The 26,648-nt window shown below is 59.7% G+C and carries 27 protein-coding genes, 2 pseudogenes and 1 riboswitch; of the genes and pseudogenes, 16 read left to right on the forward strand and 13 right to left on the reverse strand.

Going from position 1 to position 26,648, the window contains the following annotated elements:
- Positions 1–355: 355 nt before the first annotated feature.
- A riboswitch (SAM riboswitch) is annotated at positions 356–446 on the reverse strand.
- Between the two features lie 345 nt (positions 447–791).
- From MUN79_RS21560 to MUN79_RS21590, 7 genes are all read left to right on the forward strand, one after another.
- Positions 792–2,108: an APC family permease gene (locus MUN79_RS21560; protein WP_244674622.1), complete on the forward strand. Its 1,317-nt coding sequence runs from the start codon at positions 792–794 to the stop codon at positions 2,106–2,108.
- 63 nt (positions 2,109–2,171) lie between these two features.
- Positions 2,172–3,338 carry an LLM class flavin-dependent oxidoreductase gene (locus tag MUN79_RS21565; RefSeq protein ID WP_244674623.1) on the forward strand — a complete coding sequence of 389 codons (1,167 nt, stop codon included), beginning with the start codon at positions 2,172–2,174 and terminating at the stop codon, positions 3,336–3,338.
- Between the two features lie 357 nt (positions 3,339–3,695).
- Positions 3,696–4,148, forward strand: coding sequence for a hypothetical protein (locus MUN79_RS21570; RefSeq protein WP_244674624.1), 453 nt, complete (start codon positions 3,696–3,698; stop codon positions 4,146–4,148).
- A 115-nt stretch (positions 4,149–4,263) separates the two neighbouring features.
- Positions 4,264–4,821, forward strand: a complete 558-nt coding sequence (locus MUN79_RS21575; RefSeq protein ID WP_244674625.1) for an SCO family protein — start codon at positions 4,264–4,266, stop codon at positions 4,819–4,821.
- On the forward strand, positions 4,818–5,252 hold the full coding sequence (locus MUN79_RS21580) for a c-type cytochrome (RefSeq protein WP_244674626.1): 435 nt from the start codon (positions 4,818–4,820) through the stop codon (positions 5,250–5,252). Before MUN79_RS21575 ends, MUN79_RS21580 begins: the two co-directional genes overlap by 4 nt.
- Positions 5,253–5,369: 117 nt before the next feature.
- Positions 5,370–6,260: an SseB family protein gene (locus MUN79_RS21585; protein ID WP_244674627.1), complete on the forward strand. Its 891-nt coding sequence runs from the start codon at positions 5,370–5,372 to the stop codon at positions 6,258–6,260.
- Complete coding sequence (locus MUN79_RS21590; RefSeq protein WP_244674628.1) at positions 6,209–6,352, forward strand: enhanced serine sensitivity protein SseB C-terminal domain-containing protein; 144 nt, start codon at positions 6,209–6,211, stop codon at positions 6,350–6,352. Before MUN79_RS21585 ends, MUN79_RS21590 begins: the two co-directional genes overlap by 52 nt.
- 66 nt (positions 6,353–6,418) lie before the next feature.
- On the opposite strand, the gene MUN79_RS21595 is transcribed toward MUN79_RS21590, so the two are convergent.
- Entirely contained in the window at positions 6,419–6,880 is a 462-nt protein-coding gene (locus tag MUN79_RS21595) for a DUF2062 domain-containing protein (RefSeq protein WP_244674629.1), read from the reverse strand.
- 231 nt (positions 6,881–7,111) lie between these two features.
- Between MUN79_RS21595 and MUN79_RS21600 the strand changes: the two genes are divergently transcribed.
- Positions 7,112–8,017 (forward strand): YihY/virulence factor BrkB family protein, encoded by a 906-nt coding sequence (locus MUN79_RS21600; RefSeq protein WP_244674630.1) that lies wholly within the window; start codon positions 7,112–7,114, stop codon positions 8,015–8,017.
- 71 nt (positions 8,018–8,088) lie between these two features.
- On the opposite strand, the gene MUN79_RS21605 is transcribed toward MUN79_RS21600, so the two are convergent.
- The 3 genes from MUN79_RS21605 to MUN79_RS21615 all read right to left on the reverse strand — a co-directional run bounded on the left by MUN79_RS21605 (position 8,089) and on the right by MUN79_RS21615 (position 9,450).
- Complete coding sequence (locus MUN79_RS21605) at positions 8,089–8,571, reverse strand: GNAT family N-acetyltransferase (protein WP_244674631.1); 483 nt, start codon at positions 8,569–8,571, stop codon at positions 8,089–8,091.
- A gap of 109 nt (positions 8,572–8,680) precedes the next feature.
- Positions 8,681–8,908 carry an MBL fold metallo-hydrolase gene (locus MUN79_RS21610; protein WP_244674632.1) on the reverse strand — a complete coding sequence of 76 codons (228 nt, stop codon included), beginning with the start codon at positions 8,906–8,908 and terminating at the stop codon, positions 8,681–8,683.
- Entirely contained in the window at positions 8,905–9,450 is a 546-nt protein-coding gene (locus tag MUN79_RS21615; protein ID WP_244674633.1) for an MBL fold metallo-hydrolase, read from the reverse strand. Before MUN79_RS21615 ends, MUN79_RS21610 begins: the two co-directional genes overlap by 4 nt.
- Positions 9,451–9,585: 135 nt before the next feature.
- On the opposite strand from MUN79_RS21615, the gene pdxR reads away from it, so the two are divergent.
- From pdxR to MUN79_RS21655, 8 genes and pseudogenes are all read left to right on the forward strand, one after another.
- Positions 9,586–11,061: a MocR-like pyridoxine biosynthesis transcription factor PdxR gene (pdxR, locus tag MUN79_RS21620; RefSeq protein WP_244674634.1), complete on the forward strand. Its 1,476-nt coding sequence runs from the start codon at positions 9,586–9,588 to the stop codon at positions 11,059–11,061.
- 172 nt (positions 11,062–11,233) lie between these two features.
- The gene (locus MUN79_RS21625; RefSeq protein ID WP_244674635.1) at positions 11,234–12,616 is read left to right on the forward strand and encodes a DEAD/DEAH box helicase; all 1,383 of its coding nucleotides are present in this window, start codon (positions 11,234–11,236) and stop codon (positions 12,614–12,616) included.
- A gap of 776 nt (positions 12,617–13,392) precedes the next feature.
- Positions 13,393–13,602: a hypothetical protein gene (locus MUN79_RS21630; RefSeq protein ID WP_244674636.1), complete on the forward strand. Its 210-nt coding sequence runs from the start codon at positions 13,393–13,395 to the stop codon at positions 13,600–13,602.
- 28 nt (positions 13,603–13,630) lie between these two features.
- Positions 13,631–14,908, forward strand: coding sequence for a hypothetical protein (locus MUN79_RS21635; protein WP_244674637.1), 1,278 nt, complete (start codon positions 13,631–13,633; stop codon positions 14,906–14,908).
- Between the two features lie 213 nt (positions 14,909–15,121).
- On the forward strand, positions 15,122–16,069 hold the full coding sequence (locus MUN79_RS21640; protein ID WP_244674638.1) for a M90 family metallopeptidase: 948 nt from the start codon (positions 15,122–15,124) through the stop codon (positions 16,067–16,069).
- Positions 16,070–16,341: 272 nt separating this feature from the next.
- Positions 16,342–18,212 (forward strand): annotated as a pseudogene (locus tag MUN79_RS21645) (M2 family metallopeptidase).
- 241 nt (positions 18,213–18,453) lie between these two features.
- Positions 18,454–19,146 carry an alpha/beta hydrolase gene (locus MUN79_RS21650; RefSeq protein WP_244674639.1) on the forward strand — a complete coding sequence of 231 codons (693 nt, stop codon included), beginning with the start codon at positions 18,454–18,456 and terminating at the stop codon, positions 19,144–19,146.
- Positions 19,147–19,227: 81 nt separating this feature from the next.
- Positions 19,228–19,566, forward strand: a complete 339-nt coding sequence (locus MUN79_RS21655) for a hypothetical protein (RefSeq protein ID WP_244674640.1) — start codon at positions 19,228–19,230, stop codon at positions 19,564–19,566.
- A 4-nt stretch (positions 19,567–19,570) separates the two neighbouring features.
- Here MUN79_RS21655 and MUN79_RS21660 read toward each other — a convergent pair.
- From MUN79_RS21660 to MUN79_RS21700, 9 genes and pseudogenes are all read right to left on the reverse strand, one after another.
- A pseudogene (locus tag MUN79_RS21660) lies at positions 19,571–21,012 on the reverse strand (erythromycin esterase family protein).
- Between the two features lie 222 nt (positions 21,013–21,234).
- Positions 21,235–21,954: a pirin family protein gene (locus MUN79_RS21665; RefSeq protein ID WP_244674641.1), complete on the reverse strand. Its 720-nt coding sequence runs from the start codon at positions 21,952–21,954 to the stop codon at positions 21,235–21,237.
- 150 nt (positions 21,955–22,104) lie between these two features.
- The gene (locus MUN79_RS21670) at positions 22,105–22,914 is read right to left on the reverse strand and encodes a LexA family transcriptional regulator (RefSeq protein WP_244674642.1); all 810 of its coding nucleotides are present in this window, start codon (positions 22,912–22,914) and stop codon (positions 22,105–22,107) included.
- Positions 22,915–23,059: 145 nt separating this feature from the next.
- On the reverse strand, positions 23,060–23,827 hold the full coding sequence (locus tag MUN79_RS21675) for a hypothetical protein (RefSeq protein ID WP_244674643.1): 768 nt from the start codon (positions 23,825–23,827) through the stop codon (positions 23,060–23,062).
- Positions 23,828–24,069: 242 nt separating this feature from the next.
- A complete protein-coding gene (locus MUN79_RS21680) occupies positions 24,070–24,213 on the reverse strand; it encodes a hypothetical protein (RefSeq protein WP_244674644.1) in 144 nt (47 codons plus the stop codon).
- Positions 24,210–24,827: a hypothetical protein gene (locus tag MUN79_RS21685; protein WP_244674645.1), complete on the reverse strand. Its 618-nt coding sequence runs from the start codon at positions 24,825–24,827 to the stop codon at positions 24,210–24,212. Before MUN79_RS21685 ends, MUN79_RS21680 begins: the two co-directional genes overlap by 4 nt.
- A gap of 7 nt (positions 24,828–24,834) precedes the next feature.
- Positions 24,835–25,002, reverse strand: coding sequence for a hypothetical protein (locus tag MUN79_RS21690; protein ID WP_244674646.1), 168 nt, complete (start codon positions 25,000–25,002; stop codon positions 24,835–24,837).
- A gap of 5 nt (positions 25,003–25,007) precedes the next feature.
- Positions 25,008–25,670: a hypothetical protein gene (locus MUN79_RS21695; protein ID WP_244674647.1), complete on the reverse strand. Its 663-nt coding sequence runs from the start codon at positions 25,668–25,670 to the stop codon at positions 25,008–25,010.
- Complete coding sequence (locus MUN79_RS21700) at positions 25,667–26,347, reverse strand: DUF2306 domain-containing protein (RefSeq protein ID WP_244674648.1); 681 nt, start codon at positions 26,345–26,347, stop codon at positions 25,667–25,669. The genes MUN79_RS21695 and MUN79_RS21700 overlap by 4 nt, the downstream gene beginning before the upstream one ends.
- Between the last annotated feature and the right edge of the window lie 301 nt (positions 26,348–26,648).

Here is a 26,648-nt window from a genome sequence, read left to right on the forward strand (position 1 = left end):
CAGCCGGGCCTGATTCAGCCACCAAGGCAGCCGAAATAGGATTATAAGCAGGGAAAGCTGATCGGCCAGAAAGAAAATCTGACGACTTCGGCCGCCGAACCGCCGGAAACGGCCGCGGCCTGAACCCGCCCGGCGCAAACGTGGCCCGGCGAGGGTGCAGCAAGCCAACGTGCTAAGTCAGCCGGCTACGTGAGCAAACAAGAAGGAAAACAAGGAAGTACCTGATCCTTAGCAGCTCTAGCCCAACGCGGGCATACAGACCGCGCAACACAGCATACCACAACAGCCAAATACTTGGGCGGCGCGGGGTGCGAGATGAGCGGAGGAGCTGGTGAAGGCTTTCACGGCGTTGTTGTTTTTATATGGTCAGGACTTGGCACCGTTCCGGATGTTCCGGGGTTGTCGGCGTTTCATAGAGCCTGTCTCTCCACGCCTCTGTATAAAAACAATCCTTTGATGGGATCAAGAATTGGTGTTCCAAAGGTAAAGCGGCGAAATTCAGAAACGCAAATATTATTTTTCGTCTGAGTAAAATCCTGGGTTCCTACCGCCCAGCTCAACCCGGACAAAAACTTGCACTGCGGGCCGCGCTGTCTATATTTGCCGCCATCTGGGGCGGTTGTCATCTTGAAAAATCGGGTGATTCCGTTCGCTCCCTTTCCTGCTTTTACCCCGCATGCCTGCCATTAAGTTGTTCGAAAACCGCTGTTGTTGTTGCCCCGCAACTACCTGACTTCCGCGTCGTGGGGGCCGTGTGCGCCGCCCGTTTTCTGCAGCTTTTCGCTTTTTGCATGACTTCCACTTCCGTTGCCGCCCCGCGGCCCGACCTGGTTCGTGGCATCCGCCGCTGGGACTTTGTGGCCCTTATTGTCAACATCACCATCGGCGCCGGCATCCTGGGTTTGCCGGCCAAGATTTACGCCCTGGTGGGCGCCTATAGCCTGGTAGCCTACGGGGCCGCCGCCCTCATCGTGACCCTGATAATTCTGTGCTTTGCCGAAGTCAGCAGCCGCTTCAGCGGGGCCGGCGGGCCCTATCTCTACGCCCGGGAAGCCTTCGGGCCCCTGGTTGGCTTTGAGGTCGGCTGGCTGTTGTGGGTGTCGCGCTTGGCCAGTTTTGCGGCCCTCTGCAACCTGTTCGTGGATTACGCCGCCTACTTCTGGCCCGCCGCGGGCGCTGGTCTGGGCCGCGGCTTGCTCATGGCAGGGTTGATTACGGCCCTGACCCTACTGAACCTGGTGGGCGTGCGGCGGGCTTCGGCGGCCAATAACGTGTTTACCGTCAGCAAAGTCCTGCTGCTCGTTCTGTTCACCGTGGTGGGCTTGTTTTTCGTGGACTGGCGGGCGTTTTCCTTTGCCGTGGCGCCCACCTACACCGGGTTTTCAAGCGCCGTGCTACTGCTGATTTTCACCTTTTCGGGCTTCGACGTGGCCGCCATTCCGGCCGCCGAAATCCAGCAACCCCAGCGCAACGTGCCCTTTGCGTTGTTCACGGCCATTGCCACCGTGGCCGTGCTGTTTCTGCTGGTCCAGGTGGTCTGCATCGGTACCTTGCCCGATCTGGCTTCGGCCGAGCGGCCCCTGGCCAGTGCCACCCAGCAGTTTCTGGGCCCTATTGGGGCGGCTTTTGTAGCCGCGGCAGCCATGCTGACGGCCCTGGGTACGCTCAATGCCCTGATGCTCACCGGGCCCCGCCTGCTGTTTGCCTTGGCCGAGCAGAAGCAGATTCCGGCCTTTTTCGGCGCCACTCACCCGCGCTTCCGCACGCCCTACGTGGCTATTCTAGTGTCGGCGGTGCTGAAGCTAGCACTGGCCATTTCCGGCACGTTTATCTACGCCCTGACGCTGAGCACCATAATTCGCCTAGCTTACTTTGCTTTGACCTGCGCGGCGTTGCCGGTCTTGCGCCGCCGTCACCCGGAGCGGCCGGCGCCCTTTCGGGTATGGGGCGGAGCGGCAGTGGCGGCTTTGTGCGTAGGGCTCTGTTTGTGGCTTTTGTCGAACAGCGCGGCCCATGAAGCCCGCGACGTGGCCATCGTGGCCGGCGCCGGTCTGGTCTTATATGTTCTTTACAACCAGCGCCGTTCCCCTGCCCCACGGCAGCTGTAGTTTGGCTGCTTCGTCAACTCTTCTTCTGTCCTTATCCGGTTTTGCCGGCTCTGATTCTTCCCGATGCTGTCCACTCCCATTTCCTCCGTTGCCGTTCGCACCCCGCAGCGGGTGGCCGAAATATCCTGGTTTGACGACCTCTGCGGCGGCGACACCCAGTACCTGAGCGTGCTCGACGGGTCCTACCGCAGCTCCTGGGCCCACTGCCGCGACATTGTGCTCAAGTCCGAGGAGCTGGGCTACTCCAACATCCTGCTGCCGACTTCCTACACCGTGGGCCAGGACGTGATGACCTTTGCCGCCGGCATTGCGCCCCAGACCTCGCGCATCAACCTGCTTACGGCCATCCGGACCGGGGAAATTCACCCGCCGATGCTGGCCCGGGCCCTGGCCTCGCTCGACCACATGCTGGAGGGCCGGCTGACCATCAACATCATCAACTCCGACTTGCCCGGCCTGCGCGAGGTACCCGAGCTGCGCTACCAGCGCTGCGCCGAAACCATCGAAATCCTGCGCCAGGCCTGGACCCAGGAGCGCATCGTGCACAAAGGCGAGTTGTACCAGTTCGACATGCCCGCCGACCCGGCCAAGCCCTACCAGCAGAACGGTGGGCCCCTGCTCTACTTTGGCGGTACCTCGGAAGGCGCCCGGGCGGTGTGCGCCCAGTACTGCGACATGTTTTTGATGTGGCCCGAAACCGAGGAAATGCTCTACGACACGATGCAGGACCTTAGCGCCCGGGCCGCGGCCCATGGCCGGCAGATTGACTTTGGCCTGCGCATCCACGTCATCGTGCGCGAAACCGAGGACGAGGCCCGGGCCTACGCCAAAAAGCTCATGTCCAAGTTTGACCCCGTAAAAGGCGCCGAAATCAAGAGCCGGGCCCAGGATTCGTGGTCCTTGGGCGTGCACCGCCAGAACCAGCTGCGCGAGCACGCCGACATGGAAGGCTTCGTGGAACCCCTGCTCTGGACCGACATCGGCAAGGCCCGCTCCGGGGCCGGCGGGGCTTTGGTGGGCAACCCCGACCAGATTGTCGAAAAGCTCAACCGCTACATGGACATGGGCTTCCGGGCCTTCATCTTCTCGGGCTACCCCCTGCTGGGCGAGGCCGACTACTTTGCCCGCTACGTGCTGCCCCGCCTGCCTAACGTCTCCATGCCCCACTTCCAGGGCCGCATTCCCCGCGAAACGCCCGTCACCCCGCTGACGACGGCCCCACTGCGGTAAGTTGGGAATGCTGAAAATAAGAACGTCATTCCGAGCAGAGCGAGGAATCTCGCGTGGCGTCGTTGTTGGGAATTAGACGTCATGCTGAGCGAAGCAAAGCGAAGTCGAAACATCTCTACCGCTTCGTTGTGTCGCTTTCTTTCGGCTGTTATCCTAAGCCCAGCGAAGGACCTACCTCTCCTATCCCACTACCGGTGGCATCAACGCACCAAAGTTCTTTTGCTAGTGGCAAAGGGCTTTGGTGCGTTGAAAAGCTCGTCACCTAGGGAAGCAAGGTCCTTCGCTGGGCTCAGGATGACAGCATAAAATTATACCGCGTAGCCGGCAACCACACGCAACCCTTCTACTCCGGGCCGCGTGACTTACCTTTGCCGCGTGTTTACCTTCCGTCCTTCCCTGCTGCTGGCCGTGGGCTGCGCAGCCCTGGTAGCTGCCTGCAGCTCCGGCCCCAATGAGCAGCAGCAAGTTGAGGCTGCCGAAAAAGCCGTGCTGGCCAGCCACGATACCCTCATGGCCCAGATGGGCCAGCTCTACGACCTGCGCCAGCAGCTGCAAAAGGCGCCCGGGCCCGACACCGTGCTAGCCGGCCGGCAGCGCCGCAGCCTGCTCCGGGCCGATGCGGCCATGATGGGCTGGATGCACCAGTACCGCAAGCCCGCCGACTCGGTAGCCACCGAGGCCAAGCTGCGCTACTTTGCCGGGCAGCAGCAGAAAATAGATTCGGTGGGCCGGCTCATGCGCCAGAACCTTGACTCGGCCAAGCTGGTTTTACAACTGGCTACTCCGGCCGCTAACTCTTCCGCTCAATGATTTCCATTTCTTTCCGCCGCGCTTTCCAAGTAGGCCTGCTGGCCGCGGGCAGCGCCCTGGCTTTTTCTTCCTGTTCTGAGAAACCCGAGTCCCTGCCCTACTACGGGAGCGGGACGTGCGCCCCCGCGCCGATGGCCGTCCGGCCGATACCATTTTCGCCGCCATTCCCACCTTCACCCTGACCAACCAGGAAGGCAAAACCATTACCAACCAAACCTTTGCCGGCAAGGTCTACATTGCCGACTTCTTCTTTGCCTCCTGCCCCAGTATCTGCCCCAAGATGCAGAGCGAGATGCTGCGCGTGTACGAGCAGTTCAAGGATAACCCCCAGGTGGTGTTTCTGTCGCACACCATCGACCCGGCCCACGACTCCATTCCGGTACTGCGCGACTATGCCGAGCGCCTGGGCATCAAGGATGCCAGCCGCTGGCACTTTGCTACGGCACCCCACGACACGATTTTCCGCCTGGCTCCGCGCTACTTTGCCGCGGCCCAGAAAGACAGCACCGTGGCCGGCGGCTATGCCCACAGCGGCGCCTTCGCCCTGGTTGATTCCGACCGCCACATCCGCGGTGTGTACGACGGGATGGTGAAAGAGAAAGTCGACCAGCTCATCAAAGACCTGCCCGTGCTGCTGCAGGAAGAGGCTGCCAAGCAGAAAAAAGCCCAATGAAGACGCTGAGGCGGCCCCTGCTACTGTTGCGCGCCCTGGCCGTACTGGCCGGGGCCGTGAGCGTTATGAGCTGCTTTTCCAACCGGCAGAACGAGGGCGCCACGCTCTACGGCACGCACTGCGCCAATTGCCACGGTGCACAGGGCGAAGGCCTCAAGCGCCTAATTCCGCCCCTGGCCCAGTCTGACTATCTGACCAAAAACCGCAATGGACTGGCCTGCCTGGTGCGCAAGGGCATGAAGGGTCCACTGGTCGTCAACGGGGTGGAATTCAACCAGGTAATGCCTCCGGCCGACACCCACCTGACCGACTCACAGATTACCAATATCCTGAACTTCGTGCAGACCTCCTGGGGCAATAAAGGCGAGATTTTCACGATTCGGGAAGTATCGGAGCAGCTCCGGGGTTGCGGGGCCAGCGACGGCCGGTAGGAAGCCGGCAAATCCGCTGGGAACCAAATTGCTACCATAAAAGTCATACGAAGGAGCATTTTTGGCGGCATTCTTCCGCAAACCTCCTTAGCTTGCGTATCCAATCCACTATGTCCTATGGGTCTCTTCGACTTTCTGAAATCCAACAAACCGGCTCCTCAGACGCCGGAAACGCCGGCTCCCACTACGCCCGGCGCCGCTTCTTCGTCGCCCGCTGAAACGCCGGCGCCCGCCGGACCCCGCTACAAAGGCTCCAGCTATACCTCGCCCACTCCGGCGGCTCCGGCTCCGATGCCACAGATGCCGATGCCGCAAATGAATATCCCGGAGATGCCGATTCCGGAGCTGCCCAGCATGCCGCACTTCGAGCCCGTCAACGTGCTGGAGCAGCTGCTGTTCAACGCTGCCACCATGCCCGAGTTCCGCCCCGGCTTCTACCAGGCGTTGCTCAACGAGGAAGTTTTCGTGGTAACCATCCCGAAGGAAGGCGAGCCGCTGGGCGAAGTAACGCCGGTGGAAGGCATGGAAATCCAGCTGCAGGTGCTCAACGACGGCAAAATTCCCGTTTTCACCTCCAAGGAGCGGATTTTTGAGAGCAACACCGAGGAAGGCTCCCTGCCCTACATGCGCCTGCGCGGCCTCGACTTCTTCCAGATGGTGCAAGGAGCCGACTGTGCTCTGAACCCCTTCTCGACCGTGGGCAAAATGCTGATGGCCGATGAAATTGCCGAGCTTCTGAGCAGCAGCATCATGCAGGGCCCTCCCGGCGGCAACATGCAAGTAACGCTGGGCCCCGTAACGGAGGCACACGTCCCGCTGGTAGAGGCCGTGCAGGAGTTTGCCCAAAGCAAGCCTCAGATTGAAACCGCCCACGTAGCCATGGTGCGCTTCCAGGACGAAACCACGCCCCGCGCCTGCTGCTGGCTTTCTACACCGATGATAACGACCCGTCCTTCTTGGAAGAAATGGGCCCCGTGGTGCAAGGCAAGCTTAAGGAAGACGACCTAGTCGACGTGATGGTGCTCGACAAGAACTCTGACGAGCCTCTCAACCAGTATTTCCTGCAGGCCGCACCTGTCTACAAGCGCGCTGATGCCTAAGCAGCAAAGCTTCTTACAAAGCAAAAGCCCCGACCTGCGTCGGGGCTTTTTTTGGGTCTGACTAAGTTAAGAAACAACGGCCGCTGTAGTCTGCCGGGCTAGCAGGCGCCGGAATACGGGCCGCAGCCCGAAGTACAGCAGCAGCCCCAGCGGCACCGACACTACCGCCCACAGCAGCACGGCCCCGGCCCCGGCCCGCCACAACAACGACAGGCCGCTGCTCCAGTCGGTGGCAAACAGATGGCGCAGCTGGCCGATACTCAGCTCCGGGCCCTGCCCGTTGCCGAGCAGACGAGCTCCGTACCGCAGCAGGGGAATAAGTACCACCAGCTGCAACGGGCTCATTAGGTGACTGATAATGAGCATGGCGGCCACGTTCAGGCGCAGGCGCACGGCGGCAAACGTGGCCAGCAGCGTGGTAATACCCAGCACCGGCACCAGGCCCATCGGCACGGCCAGGGCCACGGTGAGGGCCAGCTGGGGCGGGGTAAGGCCCTGCTTGAGAATGTTGCGTAGCGGGTCTACCACTCGGCGGCGCCACCAGGTGTCGGGGCGCGGGGCAGTGGGCCGGGCAGCACGGAGGGAGCAGAAGAAGACACGGGCAACAGCAAAAAGAGACAGGACAGTACGACGCCGGCACCTTACCTTCGTTGTTCGCACCAAACGGCTTAACCCCGAAGTTCGTACGAGAAGCCGATGACAAAGGTACGCCAGCCGGGCCAGCCCCGCCGAAAAGTCTGGACAGATTTCTTCCTGCTCATGAAGCGGGCCGCCAAGGAGTTTGCTCTCAACGACCCGCTGCGGCTGGGGGCGGCCACGGCATTTTTCACCACGTTTGCCCTGCCGCCCATCCTGATTATCCTGATTCAGTTGCTGGGCTCGGTGTATTCCACCACGGGGATACAACAGTTGCTCCTGCGCAAGCTTTCGGCCCTGCTGGGCACTTCGGCGGCCGAGCTGGTCGAGCAGATTCTGCTCAACGTGAGCAACATCGAGCGTAGCCGCCTGCTTACCTGGCTTGGATTTGGCTTTCTGCTGTTCATCTCCACTACGCTGTTCGTGGTCATTCAGAACTCCCTGAACCAGCTCTGGCAAGTGCGTCCCAACCGGGCCACGGGCCGCTTCAGCAAGATTGTCAAGGAGCGCAGCCGCTCCCTGGGACTGCTCCTGACCACGGGGCTGCTCTCGTTGGTGGCCTTTCTGAGCGACGCACTGCTGGCCGTGTTCGGCGACTACATGCGCGACTTCGACCTGACCTTCGGCTATTATTTGATTCAGATTCTCAACCAGCTGGTGTCCCTGCTGATTCTGGCCGTGTGGTTTGGCGTCACGTTTCGTAACCTGAGCAGCGCCAAAGTACCCTGGAAAGCCGTGCTGCGCGGGGCCGTACTCACGGCTGTGCTCATCGACCTGGGCGAGTTTGCCCTGGGCTACCTGCTGGTGCCGCGCAATCTGGGCCCGATTTACGGCCACGCCTCCAGCATCGTGCTGGTACTGCTGTTCGTTTTCTACTCGGCCATGATTTTCTACTTTGGCGCCTGCTTTACCAAAGTGTATGCGCACTACGTGGGTATGGACATTCGCCCCAAGAAAAACGCCGTGCGCTACCGCCTGGTTGATTTGCCCGACGAGCCCCGGCACCGCGGCGCCTCCGGCAGCTGGTGAGGCGGGAAAGGAAGTCTCAAGGTTCTACTGAGGCTGGAAGCAGGCTCCCGAACATTGCCGCAGGCTTTTTCTTACCGGTCTTCCCTCCCCGTTGCTGGAGAAATATCCAGGTCTTTTTGCAGGCACACGCTGTTTTCAACCCCAATATAGGGCCCGTAGTTAGGCACGAAGCGGTAGCCGCTCTGCTGGTACAGGCTGATGGCTTCCGGTTGCCTTTTGCCGGTCTCCAGCACGCAGCCCGTGTAGTGCAGCTCCTGGGCCCAGACCTCTAATTCGCGCAGAATTTTGGCCGCCACTCCCTTTCTTCGGCTGCTGGCTTGCACAAACATGCGCTTGATTTCCACTAGGTCAGAAGCATACTCTTTAAACGCCCCGCAGCCGACCGGGAAGTCCTGCTCATAGGCCACGACAACGTGTTGGAGCGAGGTGCTGCTGTTGAACGCCGCGTAAAAGGTGTGCTCGGTCCCGTCACGCAAGGCTAAGTCCTGGTCAAGAAGGGCAACCAGGGTTTGAAAATCAGGGTGAGTGCCAATGGTCCGCAGAAGGTGAAGCATCAGAGAGGAAGAAATGGATGATTGATTATTTGGGGAAGGCAAAGGTGGCGGAATAGGCGGCCCGACCAACTGCCTACCCAAGACCAAGCTGTAAGGACGATTGGCAAGATTACAAAGCAGACTCGGGGTTTGCCATAGCACCCACGGTCATGGACGAGCAATTCAATACCTCCCCGGCCTGCAGCAGATGCACGCGGGTAGTAGGATACTGCCGGGTGAGGGCCACAAACTCGTCGGGTGTTTGGGTGTGTTCGGGTGCCGTGCCGTAATGGAAGGGAATAACGTGGCTCACCTGGAGCAGCTTTACCGCGTGCGCCGCCTCCAAGGCGCCCATCATGGAGCGCCCCCGATGGGCAGCACGGCAATGGTGGGCTGGTAAAGCTCCCGAATCAGCTGCATGTCGCCGAAGACGCAGGTGTCACCCGCAAAATACACGGTCGTGCCGTCCGACAGGCGCACCACAAAGCCGTTGGCGGCGTGCGGGAAAGTCACGGTTTTCTCGGTGAGGTAGACGTGCGCGTGATGAAAGGCGTTGACCATAGTCACGGTCACATCGTGCACTGGCAGGCTGCCGCCCAGGTTCATGGGCTCAAACAGGCTTTCGTCTACTCCTTGCTCAATCAGAAAGCGGCGGCAGATGTTGTTGGCAATAATAGTCGGGGAAGACTGGTCGATAAGTTCTTTCAGGCGAATATCCATGTGGTCCTCGTGCCCGTGCGTCACCAGCATCAGGTCGACTACCGGCTGCTGTTCCAGGCCCTGCGGGATATAAGGGTTGTTAAACAGCCAGGGGTCGACCAGAATCACCTTCTTTTCGGGCGTAGTTATTTTGAACGTGGCGTGGCCTAGCAGCTGAATGGTAGTGGGTTCCGGGTGCATAAATTCAGAAGTTGTAGAAGCTAAATGGATGGCAAGAGGCCGGTTGCGGTGGCGCTATTTTATAAGCACCCCCAAACGTAGTAGCTTGCCGGCCCAGTGGCCTAGTCCGGTTTTCAGATAGTCAGTGGTCCGGTTATGCTTCCTTACGCCACGCTGCTTCCCCTAAACCGTCACACGCCGACTCCTCTGAGTCAGCAGCTGACTATCGGCCTGATTCACCTGATGCAGCAGGGCCTGCTGGCCGCCGGCGACCCGCTCCCGGGTACCCGCACTCTGGCCGGCCTGCTGGGCGTGCACCGCCAAACCGTCGTGGTTGCCTTCGACGAGCTCGAAGCCCAGGGCTGGATTGAGCAGCGGTCCTCCAAAGCAGCCAGAGTCAGCTCCCGCCTGCCCACGGTGACGCCCCAGCCGTTTCAGCCAGAAGCGGCCCGCCGCATTGCGCCCCGCGCCGCTTTTTCGTACCCGAAATTCCGGCCGTCTTCGCCACCACGCCATGTCTCATCCTTACCTTTAACGCTGAGCAGCACGCCCGACAGCCGCCTGGCCCCACTGGCGGCGCTGGCCCGCAAGTACCGCGCCCTGTGTTTGCAGCCGGCCCGCCGCCATTTGTTGGGCTATGCCGAGGCCAACGGCAGCCTGGCTTTGCGCCAGCAGCTGGCCGAGCACCTGCGCGCTACCCGGGGCCTGCCGGCGCAGCCGGAGAATGTGGCCATTACCCGCGGCGGCACGATGTCCTTGTACTTGCTGGCTCAACTGCTGCTTCAGCCCGGCGACGCCGTCGTGGTGGGGCAGCGCAGCTACCACGGGGCCGACCGGGCCTTTAGCGCGCAAGGTACCCGCCTGCACCGGGTAGGAGTCGACGCCCAGGGCCTGTGCATCGATGAACTGGCCGCCCTTTGCCAGCGCCAGGCCGTGCGCTTAGTGTACGTTACGCCCCATCATCATTACCCAACGACGGTCACCTTGTCGGCCGAGCGCCGGGTCCGCCTGCTGCAGCTCGCCGCGCAGCACGACTTTATCATTCTGGAAGACGACTACGACTTTGATTTCCACTACGACGGGGCCCCTATCCTACCGTTGGCCAGCACCGACCGCACGGGCCGGGTGCTCTACATGGGCTCGCTCAGCAAGGTGCTGGCCCCGGCTTTTCGCGTGGGCTACGTAGTGGCTCCCGCCGATGTCGTGGAAGAGCTGGGCCACTGGCAGCGGCGCATCGATCGGCAGGGCGACACGGTCCTGGAGCAGGGTATCGCCGAGTTGTTTGCCGAGGGAGAAATGAACACCCACTTAAAGCGGGCCCGCTTGGCCTATCATCAGCGGCGGGACGTGTTCTGCCAGTTGCTGCGCGAGCAGCTGCCGGCCTGGTTTACGTCCGAGGCGCCCACGGGAGGTTTGGCCGTGTGGGGCCGGTTTGCCGACCGTGTGGACCTGACCCAAGTGGCCTGGCAGTGCCAGCAGCGGGGCTTGGGCATAAGCGACGGACAACTCTACCAGACGGCCGCTGAAGCCAGAGCTTCCCACGTGCGGCTCGGATTTGCCGCCCTCAACTGCGACGAGCTAACCCAAAGTGTTGGGATTTTAAGCCAAGTGCTGCAAAGTTTGTACCCCTAGCTGCTCCGGCGCGAATAACAATAGGATAGTTTGCTTACCCGAGCGAACAAGTAACCTGGCTGAATGAGCACCTGAGGCGTGCTCCCTGATGCCGGTACCCTCGGCCCCGCAACCTCCCTGCGGCGGCTGCCAAAATCCGGCGTACCTTTGCATTTATACTATACCGTTTCGCATGCCCTCTTTTGCCGACCTTGGCCTCGCGCCGTCTTTGATACAAGCTCTGGATGAGCTGAATTTTACCGTTCCTACGCCCGTTCAGGAGCAAGTAATTCCGATGGCGCTGGCCGGGCAGGACGTGGTAGGGCAGGCGCCCACTGGCTCGGGCAAAACGGCCGCCTACGGCTTATCTATCCTGCACCAGGTTGATGTAAAGCTCGATGCCGTGCAGATTATCGTGCTGGTGCCGGCCCGGGAGCTGGCCCTGCAGGTGCGCGACGCCCTGAAAAAGCTCGGCAAATACACTTCCAACCTGCGCGTGGCGGCCTTCTACGGGGGCCACGCCTTCCGCGACGAAACCGTTGCCCTAAAGCAGGCTCCCCACATTGTGGTGGCCACGCCCGGCCGCTTGCTCGACCACTTCGAGCGCCGCACCATTATTCCCAATCAGCTCAAAGTCCTGATTCTCGACGAGGCCGACAAGCTCCTGGAGCTGGGCTTCCAGGATGAGCTCGTGGAAATCATCAAGCGCCTGCCCCGCCGCCGCCAGACCTTGCTGTTCTCGGCCACGATGTCGGACAAGGTGCTGGACTTGATTCGCAAAAACCTGACCCGGCCCCGCGTAGTGAATGCCGGCGAGGACGAAGGCACCCTGCCCGAAAACCTGACGTTGCGCGGCCACGTGGGGCCCATTGAGAAGAAGCCCGCCGCCTTGCTGCACCTGCTGCACCAGCCCGAAACCGGCCGCGCCCTGATTTTCTGCAACACCCGCGAGAAGTGCACCGAGCTGGCCCGCTTCCTGCAGGGACGGGGCGTGGCAGCCGAAGTGCTGCACGGCAAAATGCCCCAGCCCGAGCGCGACAAGGCCCTGATGAAGCTGCGCAACGGCTCCAGCCAGGTGGTAGTGGCCACCGACGTGGCCGCCCGCGGCCTCGATGTGACGGCCCTCGACACCGTCATCCAGTATGACGCCCCCGACAAGGCCGACTCCTTCCAGCACCGGGCCGGCCGTACCGCTCGTGCCGGTGCCGAGGGTGTAGCCCACATTCTGGCCACGCCCCACGAGCAGAAGCACGTGCAGAAGTGGCCGGTATCGGAAACCATCAAGTGGGAGGACATGCACGCCCCCAAGCTGCCGCCCGCGGCGCCCAAAGCTCCCCGCCCCACCAGTACCACCCTACACGTATCGGCTGGCCGCCGCGACAAAGTCAGTGCCCACGACTTGGTAGGAACGTTCGTGGCCCACGGCGGCCTGGAGCGCGACGCCGTTGGCCACATCGAGGTGTTCGACCACTACAGCTATGTGGCCGTGCCCCGCGAGCAGGCCCAGGAAGTAGCCAACCGCGTGACCGGCGCCAAGATTAAAGGCCGTAAGATTCGGGTATCGGTCGTTGAGTAAAGTATAACGCGAGTGCCTGTCTATGGAAGCTAAAAAAGCGGTTCGTTTTCAAGGCGGTCCTCGCACTTTGTACAGCTTTACCGATACACTATTGGTTGAGTGTCCGTCGTGTCGGAGCCGAGCAGAAGTCCATAAAAATCCGGTATCTGGGCAGCACGAGTTTCGCTGCTGCAACTGCTACCATACTATTGGCCGAGAGCTAAAACATACTCTCTCGGTCAACCAGTATTGCCCTGACTGCGGCTACCGGGTTGAGGTGCATATACCTTCCATAAGGCACCAGACAAGTTTTATTCGGCTTAAGTGCTCAGCCTGTAACAACACGAACAAGTTTAGGCCCACCTATGAGAGCATTGCTGTACACCTAAAAAGAGACGGGGAAACCGAGCCGTATTTTGGCCTGCGACTTTGGCTACAAACTTCCTTTGGGTCGGATAGTTTGTGGGCCTACAATTATGAGCACCTGCAACATCTGAAAGAGTATATTCAGGCAACGCTGCGCCAACGCCAAGCTCCTGATTTCTCTACCATGGTTGAACGGTTGCCAACTTTTATCAAGTCCGCGAAAAACCGAGTGGCGTTGTTAGCAGCCCTAAATAAGCTTGTCCTCAAAAAATAGCTCACGCCATTAGATCTACCAATACGATGCCCCCGAAGCCCGGCAGCTGCTCTTCATCTGTAGCCAGAACCGCTGGCGCAGCCTCACGGCCGAGCGGCTTTTCGATGAGCACGCGCACTACGAGGCCCGCTCGGCCGGCACCGAGCCGGGGGCCCGGGTGCGCGTGACGGCCGGCCACATCGGCTGGGCCGACATGGTCTTCGTGATGGAGCGCCGCCACGCCGATATTCTGCGCGACAAGTTTGGGGCAGCGCTGGCCGGTAAGCCCATTATCAACCTGCGCATTCCCGACAAATTCCAGTTTTTGGCTCCCCTCCTGGTAGAGCTGCTGCGCGAGCGGCTCCGGGAACACCTCGAGCAGCTATAATTGCTTATCTATCTCTGCTTTTTAGCATATGATTCGACGCTTACTCTTTGCTGCTTGCTTGACGTGTTGCGCTGTTCGAGTCCAGGCCCAGGCTTTTGAGCCCGGCGTGCTGGTGCGCAGCAACGGCGACACGCTGCGGGGCGAAATTGAAAACGCCTTCTGGACCGAGCCGCCCACCCTGATTCGGTTTAAAACGACACCTCAAAGCCCGGTCCAGCTTTTTAAGCCCCGTCAGCTGCGGGCTGTCAGCTTCACCGGCGGCCGGTATTTCCGCTACGAAGTCGTGCCCATCGACTATGCGGCCGAAACCCGCCTGGGGCAGCTACCCTACGGCTTCCACCCCGACGTTCGTATTGATTCTGTCTTGGCTGATGTCGTGCTGGAGGGACCGGTTCTGCTCTTGCGAGTGGCGAAGAGTGGCGCTACGCATTACCTGCTCCAGCGTCCCGGTCTGCCCATTCTGGACCTCAGCGAGCGGAAATATTTGCAAACCGATGCTGTTGGCAAACTACTGGCTACGGATGGAAACAACTACCGGGGCCAACTCAGCATTTTCTTTGGCGACTGCCCTGCCGCCGCAGATATATCCCAGAAAATACCATTCACAACAGCAGGCTTGGTACAAGTGGTACAGGCCTACAATCAAGCGTGTACTACTAGCCACACGGCTACTCGCAGCTGGACGGTAGACCCGCGCCGGGAAGTAGCACTCACGGGCGGCGTCCTTGCGGGCGCACGGTATAGCACGGTGAAGGGCCTTGGCCGGCCGTTGCTGCCTTTTGGCGGAATCTATGGGGAACTGCTGCTGCCAAACCGCCTGCTTTCCTTTCATGGTGAGCTTAGTCTGAGCTCTCACCGGGGCGAGAACACCAGCACCACCTACCGGCGCGACCTGATACTGCTGCCCAACGGCGAGTTTGACGTCATCTATTCGACTCAGCAAAGCACGTTTACCTACCGGGCCTGGCTCAGTACGTTCCGGCTGGGATTACGCCGCTATTTCCATCTGGCTCAGCAGCAGCAATGGTTTATTGGGGCGGGCGCGGAAATGCGGGCTCTCCTCTTTTCCGACTTTACCACGACCAGCGGGCCCACTATCTCGTCGGATGAGTATCAGGATCTAAGTCCGCTCCCGATGCCTAATCTGACTTTGGGGTGGCGTAACGGCCGCCTGACGACCAGCCTCGATGCGCAGTTGGTTCCGCATTCCGCCTGGGGCAACCCCAGAATTGAATATCGCCTGGGGTTGGCCTACCGCCTGAGCCGACAGCCGGATAAGCTGCCTACAACCACTTCCACACCCTGAATTTATCCGGATTTGCCGTTCATGGGGCGGTCCGCCTCCCCCGAGCCGAGCTAACCATTTTCAGCGAAGCGTCTCACGTTTCTCCCCTGAAAATTGCGCAGGAGTTTAACCAGCGGGCACTTACGTTTTTTCGCGCCTATTCTTCCCCGCCACCTACGCCGGGTCGGTGATTTTTGGGCCAACCCCAAAACCGGTTCACCCGTTTAGCCGGCCATGAATTATCTTGTTTACCTGGCCGTACTGGCCGGCGTTATCTTCCTGTTTTACCGCTACGTCACCCGCGAGGCCCGGGTAAAAGCCGCCGCCCTGGCCGCCGACTTTCCCGAGGAGTGGCGGCAGATTCTGGCTTCCCGCGTCGCGTTTTATCTGTCGCTGTCGAAAGATGAGAAAAAGCGCTTCGAGCGGGAAGTGCAGGTATTCCTGGCTCTCACCCGCATAACGGGCCTGCAAACCGAGGTCGACGATGTGACGCGGGTGCTGGTGGCGGCTTCGGCTGTTATTCCCATTTTCGGCTTCCGCGACTGGGAATACGGCAACCTGGGCGAGGTGCTCATCGTGCCCGAAGCCTGGAAAGAGGCCAATAACCCGAATCAGGAAGTGGCCCCGCTGCAGGGGCAACTGCTGGGCAGCGTGCGCAATTTCCAGAACCAGCACTACATGCACCTGTCGAAAGCCTCCCTGGAGCAAGGCTTCAAGGATGGCATGGACAAGCAGAACGTGGGCATTCACGAGTTTGCCCACATGCTCGACCAAGCCGACGGTGTGATTGACGGAATACCCAAGCTGGCCTTGCCGCCCGAGCTGCTCAAGCCCTGGGCCGAGGTGATGGAGCGCGAAATTGCGGCTATCCGGGAGGGCAAGTCGGAAATCAACTCCTACGGGGGTACTAACGAGGCCGAGTTCTTCGCCGTGGTGACAGAGTACTTTTTCGAGAAGCCCGAGAAGCTGCAGGAAAACCACCCCGAGCTCTACCAGCTCCTGAGCCGGGCCCTGCGCCAGAACCCCAAGAAACGCTTCCTGCGCTTCTCAGTCGATCCGCGCGAATGGCTTAAAACGCTACGCTCCAAGCGTAAGTTTGGCCGCAACGACCCCTGCCCCTGCGGCAGCGGCAAGAAGTACAAAGACTGCCATTTACTGCAGGAACCGCAGGTAGCTGCGTAGCCTGTTCTTTTACAAGAAAGCCATTCTTTTCCGCTGTCATTGCGAGGCACGAAGCAATCCGTCCTCTGCGCAGTACGACCCATCCTTTTTCCAGAAAGCCCTTTCCCGCACGAGCAGGAAAGGGCTTTTTACTGAAGAGAGCTTTCTACATTTCAGAGGACGAATTGCTTCGCAAGCTCGCAATGACACGGTTGCGCTGACTCCTTTTGCCGGCAACTGGCTATTTTAGCCAGCGAAATACCTTTTGCCCTTCCCGCTCCATTTCCCTTCCAATGAAAAAACCTTTGATTTCCGGCCTGGCTCTGGCTACGCTGGGTTCGGCGCTCTGGGCCTGCGCGCCCACGGCCAAAACCGCCACGGCTACCGCCCCGGCCGCCGATGCAGCCTCCGCCCAATCGTCGACGCCGCCCGCGCCGGTCGACTGGGGCCGGCAGGCCGATGAGTTTCTGGCCAACTACTCAGCCCAGTACCAGCAGCTCTACACCCAGTCGGCGGAGGCCGAGTGGCGCTCCAACACCCGCATTGTGCCCGGCGACACCACCAACTCGGCCGCTACGGCCCGGGCCAACGAGGCCATGGCCGCCTTTACCGGCAGCAGCCAGAACATTGCCGACTTACGCCAATTGCTCGAGCACAAAGACCAGCTCACTGAAATCCAGGTCAAGCAGCTGCAAACGGCCCTGTATAACGCGGCCAACTCGCCCCAGACCATTGCCGACGTGGTCAAGCGCCGCATCAAGTCTGAAACCCAACAGACCGAAAAGCTCTACGGCTTCGACTACAAGTACCAGGGCAAGTCGGTAACGACCAACGACCTGGACGAGCTACTGCGCAAGGAAAAAGACCCTAAGAAGCGGCAGGCCATCTGGGAAGCCAGCAAGGCCATTGGCCCCACCCTCAAGGACGGCCTGCTGAACCTGCGCGGCCTGCGCAACCAGACCGTGCAGGCCCTGGGCTACCCCGACTACTTCACCTACCAGGCCTCCGACTACGGCATGAGCCGGGAGGAAATGATGCAACTGGTGCGCAAAATCAACGAGGAGCTGCGGCCCCTCTACCGCGAACTGCACACCTACGCCCGCTACGAACTGGCCAAAAAGTACGGCCAGAAGCAGGTGCCCGACTACCTGCCCGCCTCCTGGCTGCCCAACCGCTGGGGCCAGGACTGGAGTGCCATGGTCGACGTGAAAGGCGTGAACTTGGACGCTACGCTGGCCAAGAAGGGCGCCGAGTGGCAGGTGAAGCAGGCCGAGCGGTTTTACCAGAGCCTGGGCTTTCAGGCCCTGCCGCCGGTGTTCTGGGAGAAAAGCAGCCTCTACCCGCTGCCCAAAACAGCCACCTACAAGAAGAATAACCACGCCTCGGCCTGGCACATGGACCTCAACAACGACGTCCGGAGCCTGATGAGCGTGGAGCCCAACACCGAGTGGTATGAAACCACCCACCACGAGCTGGGCCACATCTACTACTACCTGACCTACACCAACCCCGAAGTGCCGGTGCTGCTGCGGGCTGGGGCCAACCGCGCCTACCACGAGGCCATGGGTAGCCTGATGGGCCTGGCCGCCACCCAGAAGCTATTCCTGGTGGGCCTGGGTTTGCAGGACGCCAAAGCCAAAACCGACCAGACTCAAACTTTGCTGAAAGAGGCGCTGAACTACGTGACCTTTATTCCCTTCTCCTCGGGCGTGATGAGCGAGTGGGAAAACTCCTTCTATGCCGACAACCTTCCCGCCGACCAGCTCAACGCCCGGTGGTGGGAGCTGGTGAAAAAGTACCAGGGCATCGTTCCGCCCAGCACCCGCGGGAAAACTTCCTCGACCCAGCCACCAAAACCCACATCAACGACGACCCGGCCCAGTACTATGACTATGCCCTGTCGTACGTCATCCTGTTTCAACTCCACGACCATATTGCCAAGAAAATCCTCAAGCAGGACCCGCACGCCACCAACTACTACGGCAGCAAGGAAGTGGGCACCTTCCTGGCCGACATCATGCGCCCCGGGGCCAGCAAAGACTGGCGGGCCGTGCTGAAGGAGAAAACCGGCGAAGACCTTTCGGCCCGCGCCATGGTGGATTACTTCCAGCCCCTGATGGCCTACCTGAAAGAGCAGAACAAGGGCCGCAAGTACACGATGTAAGCTCGGTTGGCCAACGTATCCCTTACCTTTAAAACGGTGCTGCAACTCATGTGGCGCCGTTTTTTGATTCGCTTCCGTCCATGAACAACAAGAATCTACTCCGCCCAGGGTTTTTACTGCTCTTGCTTCTGGTAAAGCTTTGCACGATACAGGCCACCGCCCAAAGCAAAGCCGAACCCCTGGCCATTGGTGAAACCTTCACCATTGTTTCCAAAATCCTGGGGAAACGCGGCGCATCAACGTGTATTTGCCCGCCGGCTACGCTGAATCGAAGACGCTGCGGCTGCCGGTGCTCTACATGCCCGATGGCGGTATGGCCGAAGACTTTTTGCACGTGGCGGGCCTAGTGCAGGTTTCGGTCGGCAACAGCACCATGCGGCCCTTTATCGTGGTGGGCATCGAAAACACCCAGCGCCGCCGCGACCTGACCGGCCCCACGACGGTAGCTGAAGACAAGAAGATTGCGCCCAAAGTGGGCGAATCGGCCGCTTTCCGCCAGTTTATCCGTCAGGAGCTTATGCTCCAGGTCCAGCAGCGCTACCGCACCACGGCCGAAAAAGCCATTGTGGGCGAGTCCTTGGCAGGACTGTTTGTAGTTGAAACCCTGCTGCTGGAACCCGACCTGTTTGACCACTACCTGGCCTTCGACCCAAGTTTGTGGTGGAACAACGAGCAACTGGTGAAGCAGGCTGCCGCGACCATCAAAGCGTATAAGGGTCCGGCCAAAACCCTATACATGACCTCGAGCGACGAGCCGGTTATTGCCGCCGCTTCGGCCCGCCTGGGCAAGATTCTGCAGGACACGCCCAACGCCGCGCTTACCTGGCACTACGAACCGATACCCACTGAAACCCACGGCACAATTTACCACCCATCGGCGCTCAAGGCTTTCCGGTATGTATTCAAGCCTAAGGCAGAAGCTGCGGCTAAGTAGGGCTATTTCTAAGCTGACAATTCTATAAGGCTGCTTTACACTATCTTGAACGGACGAAGTGAATTGCTGCGCCCGTCTCTTATGCTCATCCCATTAGACAACAAGAGCCTGCCTATTCAAGAAACTATCAGGCAACTCGTGGGTATTTTCTCCGACAACTATTTTGATATAGTAGACCATTGGACCGATGATCCGGAGGCTATCGGAATTGCCCACCCGGATAACCATGGCATCTTGGTCTATATTTCAACAGCTGACTTGCAGCAGGGCTACTATGTTGAGCTGGAGGCACCAAGCTACCAGCAAGAGTTTCCATACTGGAACAAGGGAAGCTATTCGAGCAGTAACATGAATGCAGTTGCAGCCATTGTTTTCATGCACTTCAACATGAACTACATTTCTCATTCTGCACAGAAATAACTCATTAGGCACCTCTACGTCCCCGACGGATACAAATCCGGGGCTCATTGGCTTTCACCGGCGTTTCAAGCGGGTGCAGGGCCGTGGTTTTGTCGAGGTAGATAAACGCGTCGTAGCGCTGGGGCATGATGGAGGGCACGTAGTTCTGAAACCGGTCGGCCCGCGGATTATACACCACGCCGATGGCCCGGTGGCCAATGCGGCGCTTGAAAAACGGGTCTTTCAGCAAATCCTGGGAAAGCACGAGCTTATCCGTGGGACCAATGGCATGCAGCATATCCTCCCAGCTGCCCACTTTGGCTTCGGGCACCAGCATCCGCTTAATGGGCGCGCCCCAGGCATCGGCCGCAATAACGGAGCCCTGATAGGAGCCAAAACCGATGATAAACACGTTTTCCCGACCCAAATGCTGCCGGGCCAGCTGGCCCACGTTCACCTCGGCGCTGCTGGCCATGTCGGTGTAGCGGGCGTCGCCCACGTGGGTGTTGTGCTCCCACACAATGGCTTTGCTCTGTGGCCCGTGCAACTCCAGCAGGCGACGCAGCGTTTCCATCATGTGCTTGTCCCGAATATTCCACGACTCGGTATTGCTGGTGGTCATGGCCCGGTAGTATTTCTCCCCGTTCATGGCTACCAGGGCGTGCTGCTGGGCCACAAACAGCTGCTCGTCCTGGGCATGGCCCCGCCCGTAAGCTTTTCCATGGTCTTCCAGAGGCGGTTGGTTTCCGTCCAGCAGGTTTTGTCGGCGCGGTCTACTGCCAAAGCGTACTCCTGGGGGTCAGCACTGTAGGGCTTAAAGCACTGCTGGGCCCGCTGGGCAGCTTGGGCGGCCCCGGGGTCCCGGCCTTCGAGGTGGGGCACCAGGTCAGCCAGTGACTCCCACACGCAGTACACGTCCAACCCGAAGAAGCCGACTTTCTCGGACCCAGCCACTTGCTGGTTGTGGTGGTTGAGCCACTTTACCAGCCCGGCCACTTCGTGGTTGCCCCACATCCAGGTAGGCCAGCGGTTGTAGTGCCGTAGTAGCCGCACGGCCGCGGCGCTATCCTGCCGGGCTCCTTTGATAAAGTTGTTGACCCGGTAGGAATCGGCCCACTCCCCTTCCACGGCAACGAAGTCGAAGCCTTTTTCCGCAATCAGGCGCTTGCTCAAAGCAGCCCGCCACAGGTAGTACTCCCGCGTGCCGTGCGAGGCCTCACCCAGCAGCACTACCCGGGCGTCCCCAATCTGGGCCATTAGCCGGTCCAGGTCCCGGGCCGACTGCAGCGGATAGTAGGGAATCTGAACCTTCTTTTCCTTCGGGCCCTGGTCAGCAGTAAGCTGCACCGGCAGGCCGGGCCCGGACTGGGCGGAAGCTACGTTCTGCTTCTGAAAATTGCAGGCCAGCGCATGCGCAGTCATCAGGCCGACTGCCAGCCACTTGGCAATATTGTGTATGGCAACCATAAAGCCTCCTTCCAGCAGCCCCTCGCCCGAGCGGCGTTGGCTGTAGAAGAAGTTTACGGCTGGGGCCTAGTCTTGAAATACGCATTTTCACGATACTAATACGGAATCAAATAGGGCGTATTTGCCGCTGAAAAAGACTCCGAGTTTGCCGCCTCCTAAAAGCAAAACAGCCGGACTTGCGGCCGGCTGTTTTTAAGTAAAGAACTTCGGTGCTCGTGGAAGCTAGTAGTTAGCTTCGGCAGCGGGCAAATCAATTAGGATAAACTGCGAATCTTTGGTGGCGCGTATTTGCACGACGTGCTCGTCGGTCATGCGGGCCTGGTCGTTGGGGCCCAGCTCGGTGCCGTTCACGTATATCGTGCCTTCCTTGACGTAGATGAAAGTATTGCGGATCGGGAAGGTCTTGAACTCGATTTCCTTGCCTTCTTTCAGATTCGACCAGTAAATCGTGCTGTTGGAGTTCATGTATACCACATCTTCCAGCACCTTCTGGCCCGAAACGATGGGCATCAGCTCATTCTTACTGTCGAGCAGATCCAGGTCCTTTTGCTCGTAGCTGGGCGCTAGGCCTTTCTGGTTGGGCAAAAACCACAGCTGGTAGATGTGCAGGGGCTTGTCGGTACGGTTCATTTCCCCGTGCGCCAGGCCGGTACCGGCCGTCATGCGCTGCACTTCGCCTTTCTTGATGGTGGTTTTGTTGCCCATCGTATCCTCGTGGGTTACTTCTCCTTCCAACACGATGGTCACAATTTCCATTTCGGAGTGCGGGTGCTGGGGAAAGCCCGAGTTGGGCGCTACCGTGTCATCGTTAAATACGCGCAGCGGCCCGAAATGCACGTTGTTCGGGTCGTAGTAGTCGGCGAAGGAAAACAGGAAGTAGCTGTTGAGCCAGGCTACCGGCGAGGCATGATGACGGTCGGTAGCGGGGATATACTTGAGCATGGTGGTTCAGGTGTTGGTGTGGTAGCAAATTGCCTAAAGCATACGCGCTAAAGCCGGGCTAAGTTAGAAACACCTTATAAACAGCAAGGCTCACCCGTAAGAACAACGAGTGAGCCTTGCTATACGCAGCGCATAACTGCGCTACGGATGTTACGCCTTTTTCAGGGTGCTCATCTGCTGCTGCAGGTCCAGCACGATGCTGGCCAGGCGCGAGAGCGACAGGTCCGCAATTGGGAACGTGCTGCTGATGTAGGACTTAGCTTCCCAGATTTCCACCACGTCTTCCACCCCGATTTCGTAGGGCGAGTACACGGGGTTGTCGGAGTGCAGGGAAAGCGTGGCGCCGTCCTTGAGCTTATTGAAGATGCGCTTGAAGACGATACCTTCCTTGCCGCTCACCACCACGCACGGCGTACCGTCCTTGATGGTCATCCAGTCCTCCACGTACTTGCCCACGATAACCGTACCCGAGGCAATGGGCAGCATCGAGTCGCCGGCAATTTCGAAGGCCCGGTAGGTACCGCCGGTGCTGAGCATGGGCAGGCGGAACTTGGGCAGCTCCTCGATAAACTCGGGGTCGGCATAGCCGTTGAGGTAGCCGGCGCTGGCTTTCAGCGGCACGAGTTCAATATTCTCATTTTGCTCTTTGTCAACGGTCAGCGCCAGGATGCGCAGGCCGTTGGCAGGACGGGGCGTGGGTGGCTCGGGCGAAGAAGTAGCAGGCTCGAGTTGGCGCAAAGCGGCCTTCTGGGCGCTCTTCTTGGTGAAGTCGGTCGTGACCAGGGCATCCAGGGAGATGCCGAAGAGGCGGGCCATATTGACCAGGGTGCTGAGCTTGGGCTCGGCCCGGCCTTCTTCGTAAGCGCCTACTAGAGAGCGTTTGATACCTAGTTTTTCGGCCATCTGAGCCTGAGTCAGGGCCAGTTCGCGCCGCCAGAATTTCAGGTTGGTGTTAATCATCGCGGGTAGGGAGCCGGGAAAGGCTTCGACATCAAAGGGTTATCGGCTCGTGAAATTAGCAACAAACCCGCAGCTTTACTAATTCAATTAGCTTTAATTTTTTAGAAAAAAGCTCCGGAGCTTTCTTCTGCTCCCACGCCCCCTTCTAAAGGCTATCCGGTGGAGCTTGGGCCATCACTTCGTTGAGGTCAGGCGGGTTTAAAAGCGTCGCGCGGGAAGTTTGAGTTTTAGCAGGACCGGGCTCAGCCCACCACTCCTCATTTTCCCAGAGCCCAGCCCAGCCCAGCTTCGCGTACTTCGGGTTTACTTCCGGGCCCCGTTCCCCGATGTTGAAGTCGGTCAGAACCTTGCCGGCAATCGGCAGAATATTGAAGGCCCAGAGCGCGGGCTTCTCCCGACTGGTCTGGTAGCTGCGCCACTTGCCATCAAACAGCAGAGCCGTACCCCGGGTGGATGAGGCATCCGTAGCCGGAATGCCGAACGAAAACAGCTGCAGTCCATCGGGCCGATTTGGGTCCATGCTAAAGTCTACGGCCATAGTACCAGTGAAGGTGCCAGCCCCTTTGCTGGCGGGGTCCTCGTTGAAAACGTAGGTTCCAGTGGCCGTATAGCCTTTGGCGGCCCCATTGTCTTCCAGGTATTTCCCTAGATCAACGCCCAGATCATGCACGTTCTGAAGCGTAATACTACCCGTGAAAGAGGTAATGCGGCCCTTGAAGCGGCTCTTGCCCGTGACATAGTATACCTCGGGCTGCAGCGTGTCTTTGCGCGATGATAGCAGCAGCACTTCCACCCGGTAATGGTCGGCCCCGAAAAAGCCGTTCATCGGGCCAAACGTAGTTTTATCCTCCGGGTTCCAAAGCTCTCCTAAGTCATACTGCGCCAGGAAGGTCCGCATTTCGGGCGTCAGCACCGGGGCCGGAGCCGCGGGTTTCGCGGCCGGGCGGGTAGCGGTGGTTCTAGATGCCGCGGGGTAGCAACGGCAGTTGCGGTTGTAGAAGTGGCCGACTGCTGGCAGGAAGTCAGCCCCAGGGCTGTAATCAGGGCCGCAGCTATTCCTTGTTGAAGTAGGGGCATAGAGTTGAGACTAATTCAGGGAGTAATTCGCCCGAGCAGCCGGGCTGGATTTGCAAACACAACATACTGCTTTCCCAGCTATAAAACCGGAGTTCCGGCCTCTACCCACCACTCGTCGTTTTGCCAGTAGGAACTCCAGCCGACGCGGGTATACTTGGAGTTGATGTGCGGGCCCCGGTCCCACAGGTTGAAGTGGTCCATGACATCATCGGCAATATTCATAAAGTTGGTGGCCCACACCAAGCGCACCGCCCGGGGATGAGCCGCGCTGGTCCAGGCGCTGGTGAAGCGGGAGCTTTCCCAATGCTGGCTCCCGTCCACCAATAGGCTGAACTGGGTTGGTAGGCCGGGCCGGCCGGGGTTTGGGAGAAGGTAACGACCACCGAGCCGCTAAAGACCCCAGCTGCTTCCTCGGCCCGATCTTCGACCAGGCGAAACGAGCCGGTGGCCCGGTAGTGCGCGGATGCCTGGAAGGAGGCCAGCGGGTAAGGCGCTTTCACTTTTTGAACAGAGCTCAGCGTGATGGTGCCGCTAAACGAGAGAAGCCGTTCCCGCTCCCGGGTTTTGCCCTCCACGTAGTAGCGGGCCGGATTTTTAGCGTCGCGACGTACTTTTTCAAATACCACATCCACGGGCCGGTACTGCGGGCCCATGCAGCCCAGCATGGTTTGGGCTTCGGCGGGCCTTGCCGACACCAGCCACAACGGGGCCAGGTTAAACTTACGAAATAGGGTGGCTGAACTGGCAGGGGCTGGCTTGCGCACAGCTGGCGGCGGTGCAGAGGGGTTCGTAGTTGCCCCAATGGGCAGCATCAGAAGTAACGTGAGCAGGTTCATAGCAGCTCTACTTTAAGAAATCAACGGGCCGAGGGTTCTTCGTGGGGTTAGCTGGGGCCGTCGTCCACCATTCCTCGTTTTCGTAGTATTCATTCCAGCCGTAGCGGGCGTATTTCGGGTTGACTTCGACTATCCGCCCTCCCACGTTGAAGTCGCCCAGCAGCTCATCAGCCACCTGGGTCAGGTGGGCGGCCCAGAGTACCGACTGTTGCTGCGGGCCTTGCTTGTAGCCCCCTCGAAGGCAAAGCCACGGGACGGGTGAGGTGATACCTGGGTGTCAAACAAGTTGAGCTGGCCCTGGGAGTTTATCTGCCAATCGAGGGCCGCCGTGCCGTGCAGCACGCCTTGCGTCGTGTGGAAGGTAAACGGCCCAACTGCCGTATAAGCCCGCAGCCCTTTGTGCTGGTAGCCTAAATCATGATGCTCCCGCACCTGCCGCAGCCATACCGTGCCCTGCACCGGAGTAATGACGCGGGCTACTCGCAGCAGGCCCCGCAGGTGAAAGCGGCCCGGTTGCCGCTCGTCTTGCCAGGCCCGCTGAAATACGACTTCCAGCCGCTGGTGGTGTGGGCCCAGCAAGCCGTTCTGCACGGGGTTTTCAGCATTCAGTAGCCAGAGCGGGGCAATATCTGAGTGAAGAAAGAGCCTGTCCCGAGCCGCCGCTTCCAGCGTGTCAACCAACGGCATCACCCGTTGGCTCTGGGAAGGCAGCAGCAGGGAGTCGAAGCTGGCTTGGGCGCGCTGCTCCGCCACCTTGCGCCGCCACGCCCACCCCACGACGGCTACAGCCAGCAGGCTGCTGGTCAGCAGAAAGCCGAGTACTATTTTTTTCCAGCGCCTCATCGGGTGGCGGGTGCAGCGTGAAACGAACGGAGCAGCCGCCGGGCCGCACCCGCCTGAATCACCACTTCGGCCAGCACCAGGTTGCCGGTCCACGAGAGCCAGGTCACGGTCAGGTAGGTTTCAATGGGCTTGGTGCCAAACACGTAAAACAGCACGTAGCTCTCGGTGCGCAAGCTCATGGCGGCTAGTGTCACGGCAAAGCTGCGTATCATCCACTCGGTATGCTGCTCCCAGCGCCGCTGCCGGGCCAGGCGGTAGGCCTGCCAGGTGCCGAGCCACCACACCAGGCACTGCAGCGTAAAGCCCACTTTGGCTACCAGGCCGCCGTTGGCAAAGCTGGCCAGAATCAGGCCCGAGGGGGCCGCCAAAGCCAGGACGGAAAATACGTAGAGCTTGCCCAGGTTGCGGTGCAAAGCGGTCCGGCCTTGAAACAGGCGCGGAAAAAACTGTGCTAGTCCGGCCGCCAGCACCCACATGCTACTGGTAATGTGCACGTAAAAGCCCAGCCGAAACAGCCCGCGGCTGTTCGTTACTTCCGACTTGGTCGTCAGGAAGTTAATGCCGGGCTCAAACGATAGGTAGGGCCACACTTTGGTGCCCATTAGGATGGTAAAACAGGCTACGGCCGCACCCGCCAGCCATTGCAGCAGGCGCGGAATAGTAAAAGAGGAAAGCATGGGGAAGCCGAAAAGCGCTAGGGCAATATAACGCGGCTAGTATATTCTTATGGTGCAGCCGGAAAAGTATTTTCCCAGACCCTTCAACCCGCAAAACTCTGTCTTAAGGTAAGGTCTCAACGGGCGCCTTTTTACCAGTCCTTGCGAGGAGGCACGACGAAGCAATCCGTCCTCTGAAATGTACGGAATGCTCTAAAGTGAAAAGCCCTTTCCTGTTTTGCTACGGGAAAGGGCTTTCTGGTAAAAGGGCGGGACTACCTCCGCAGAGAACGGATTGCTTCGCGTTGCTCGCAATGACACG

The sequence above is a fragment of the Hymenobacter cellulosilyticus genome (assembly GCF_022919215.1).
Lineage (GTDB): Bacteria > Bacteroidota > Bacteroidia > Cytophagales > Hymenobacteraceae > Hymenobacter > Hymenobacter cellulosilyticus.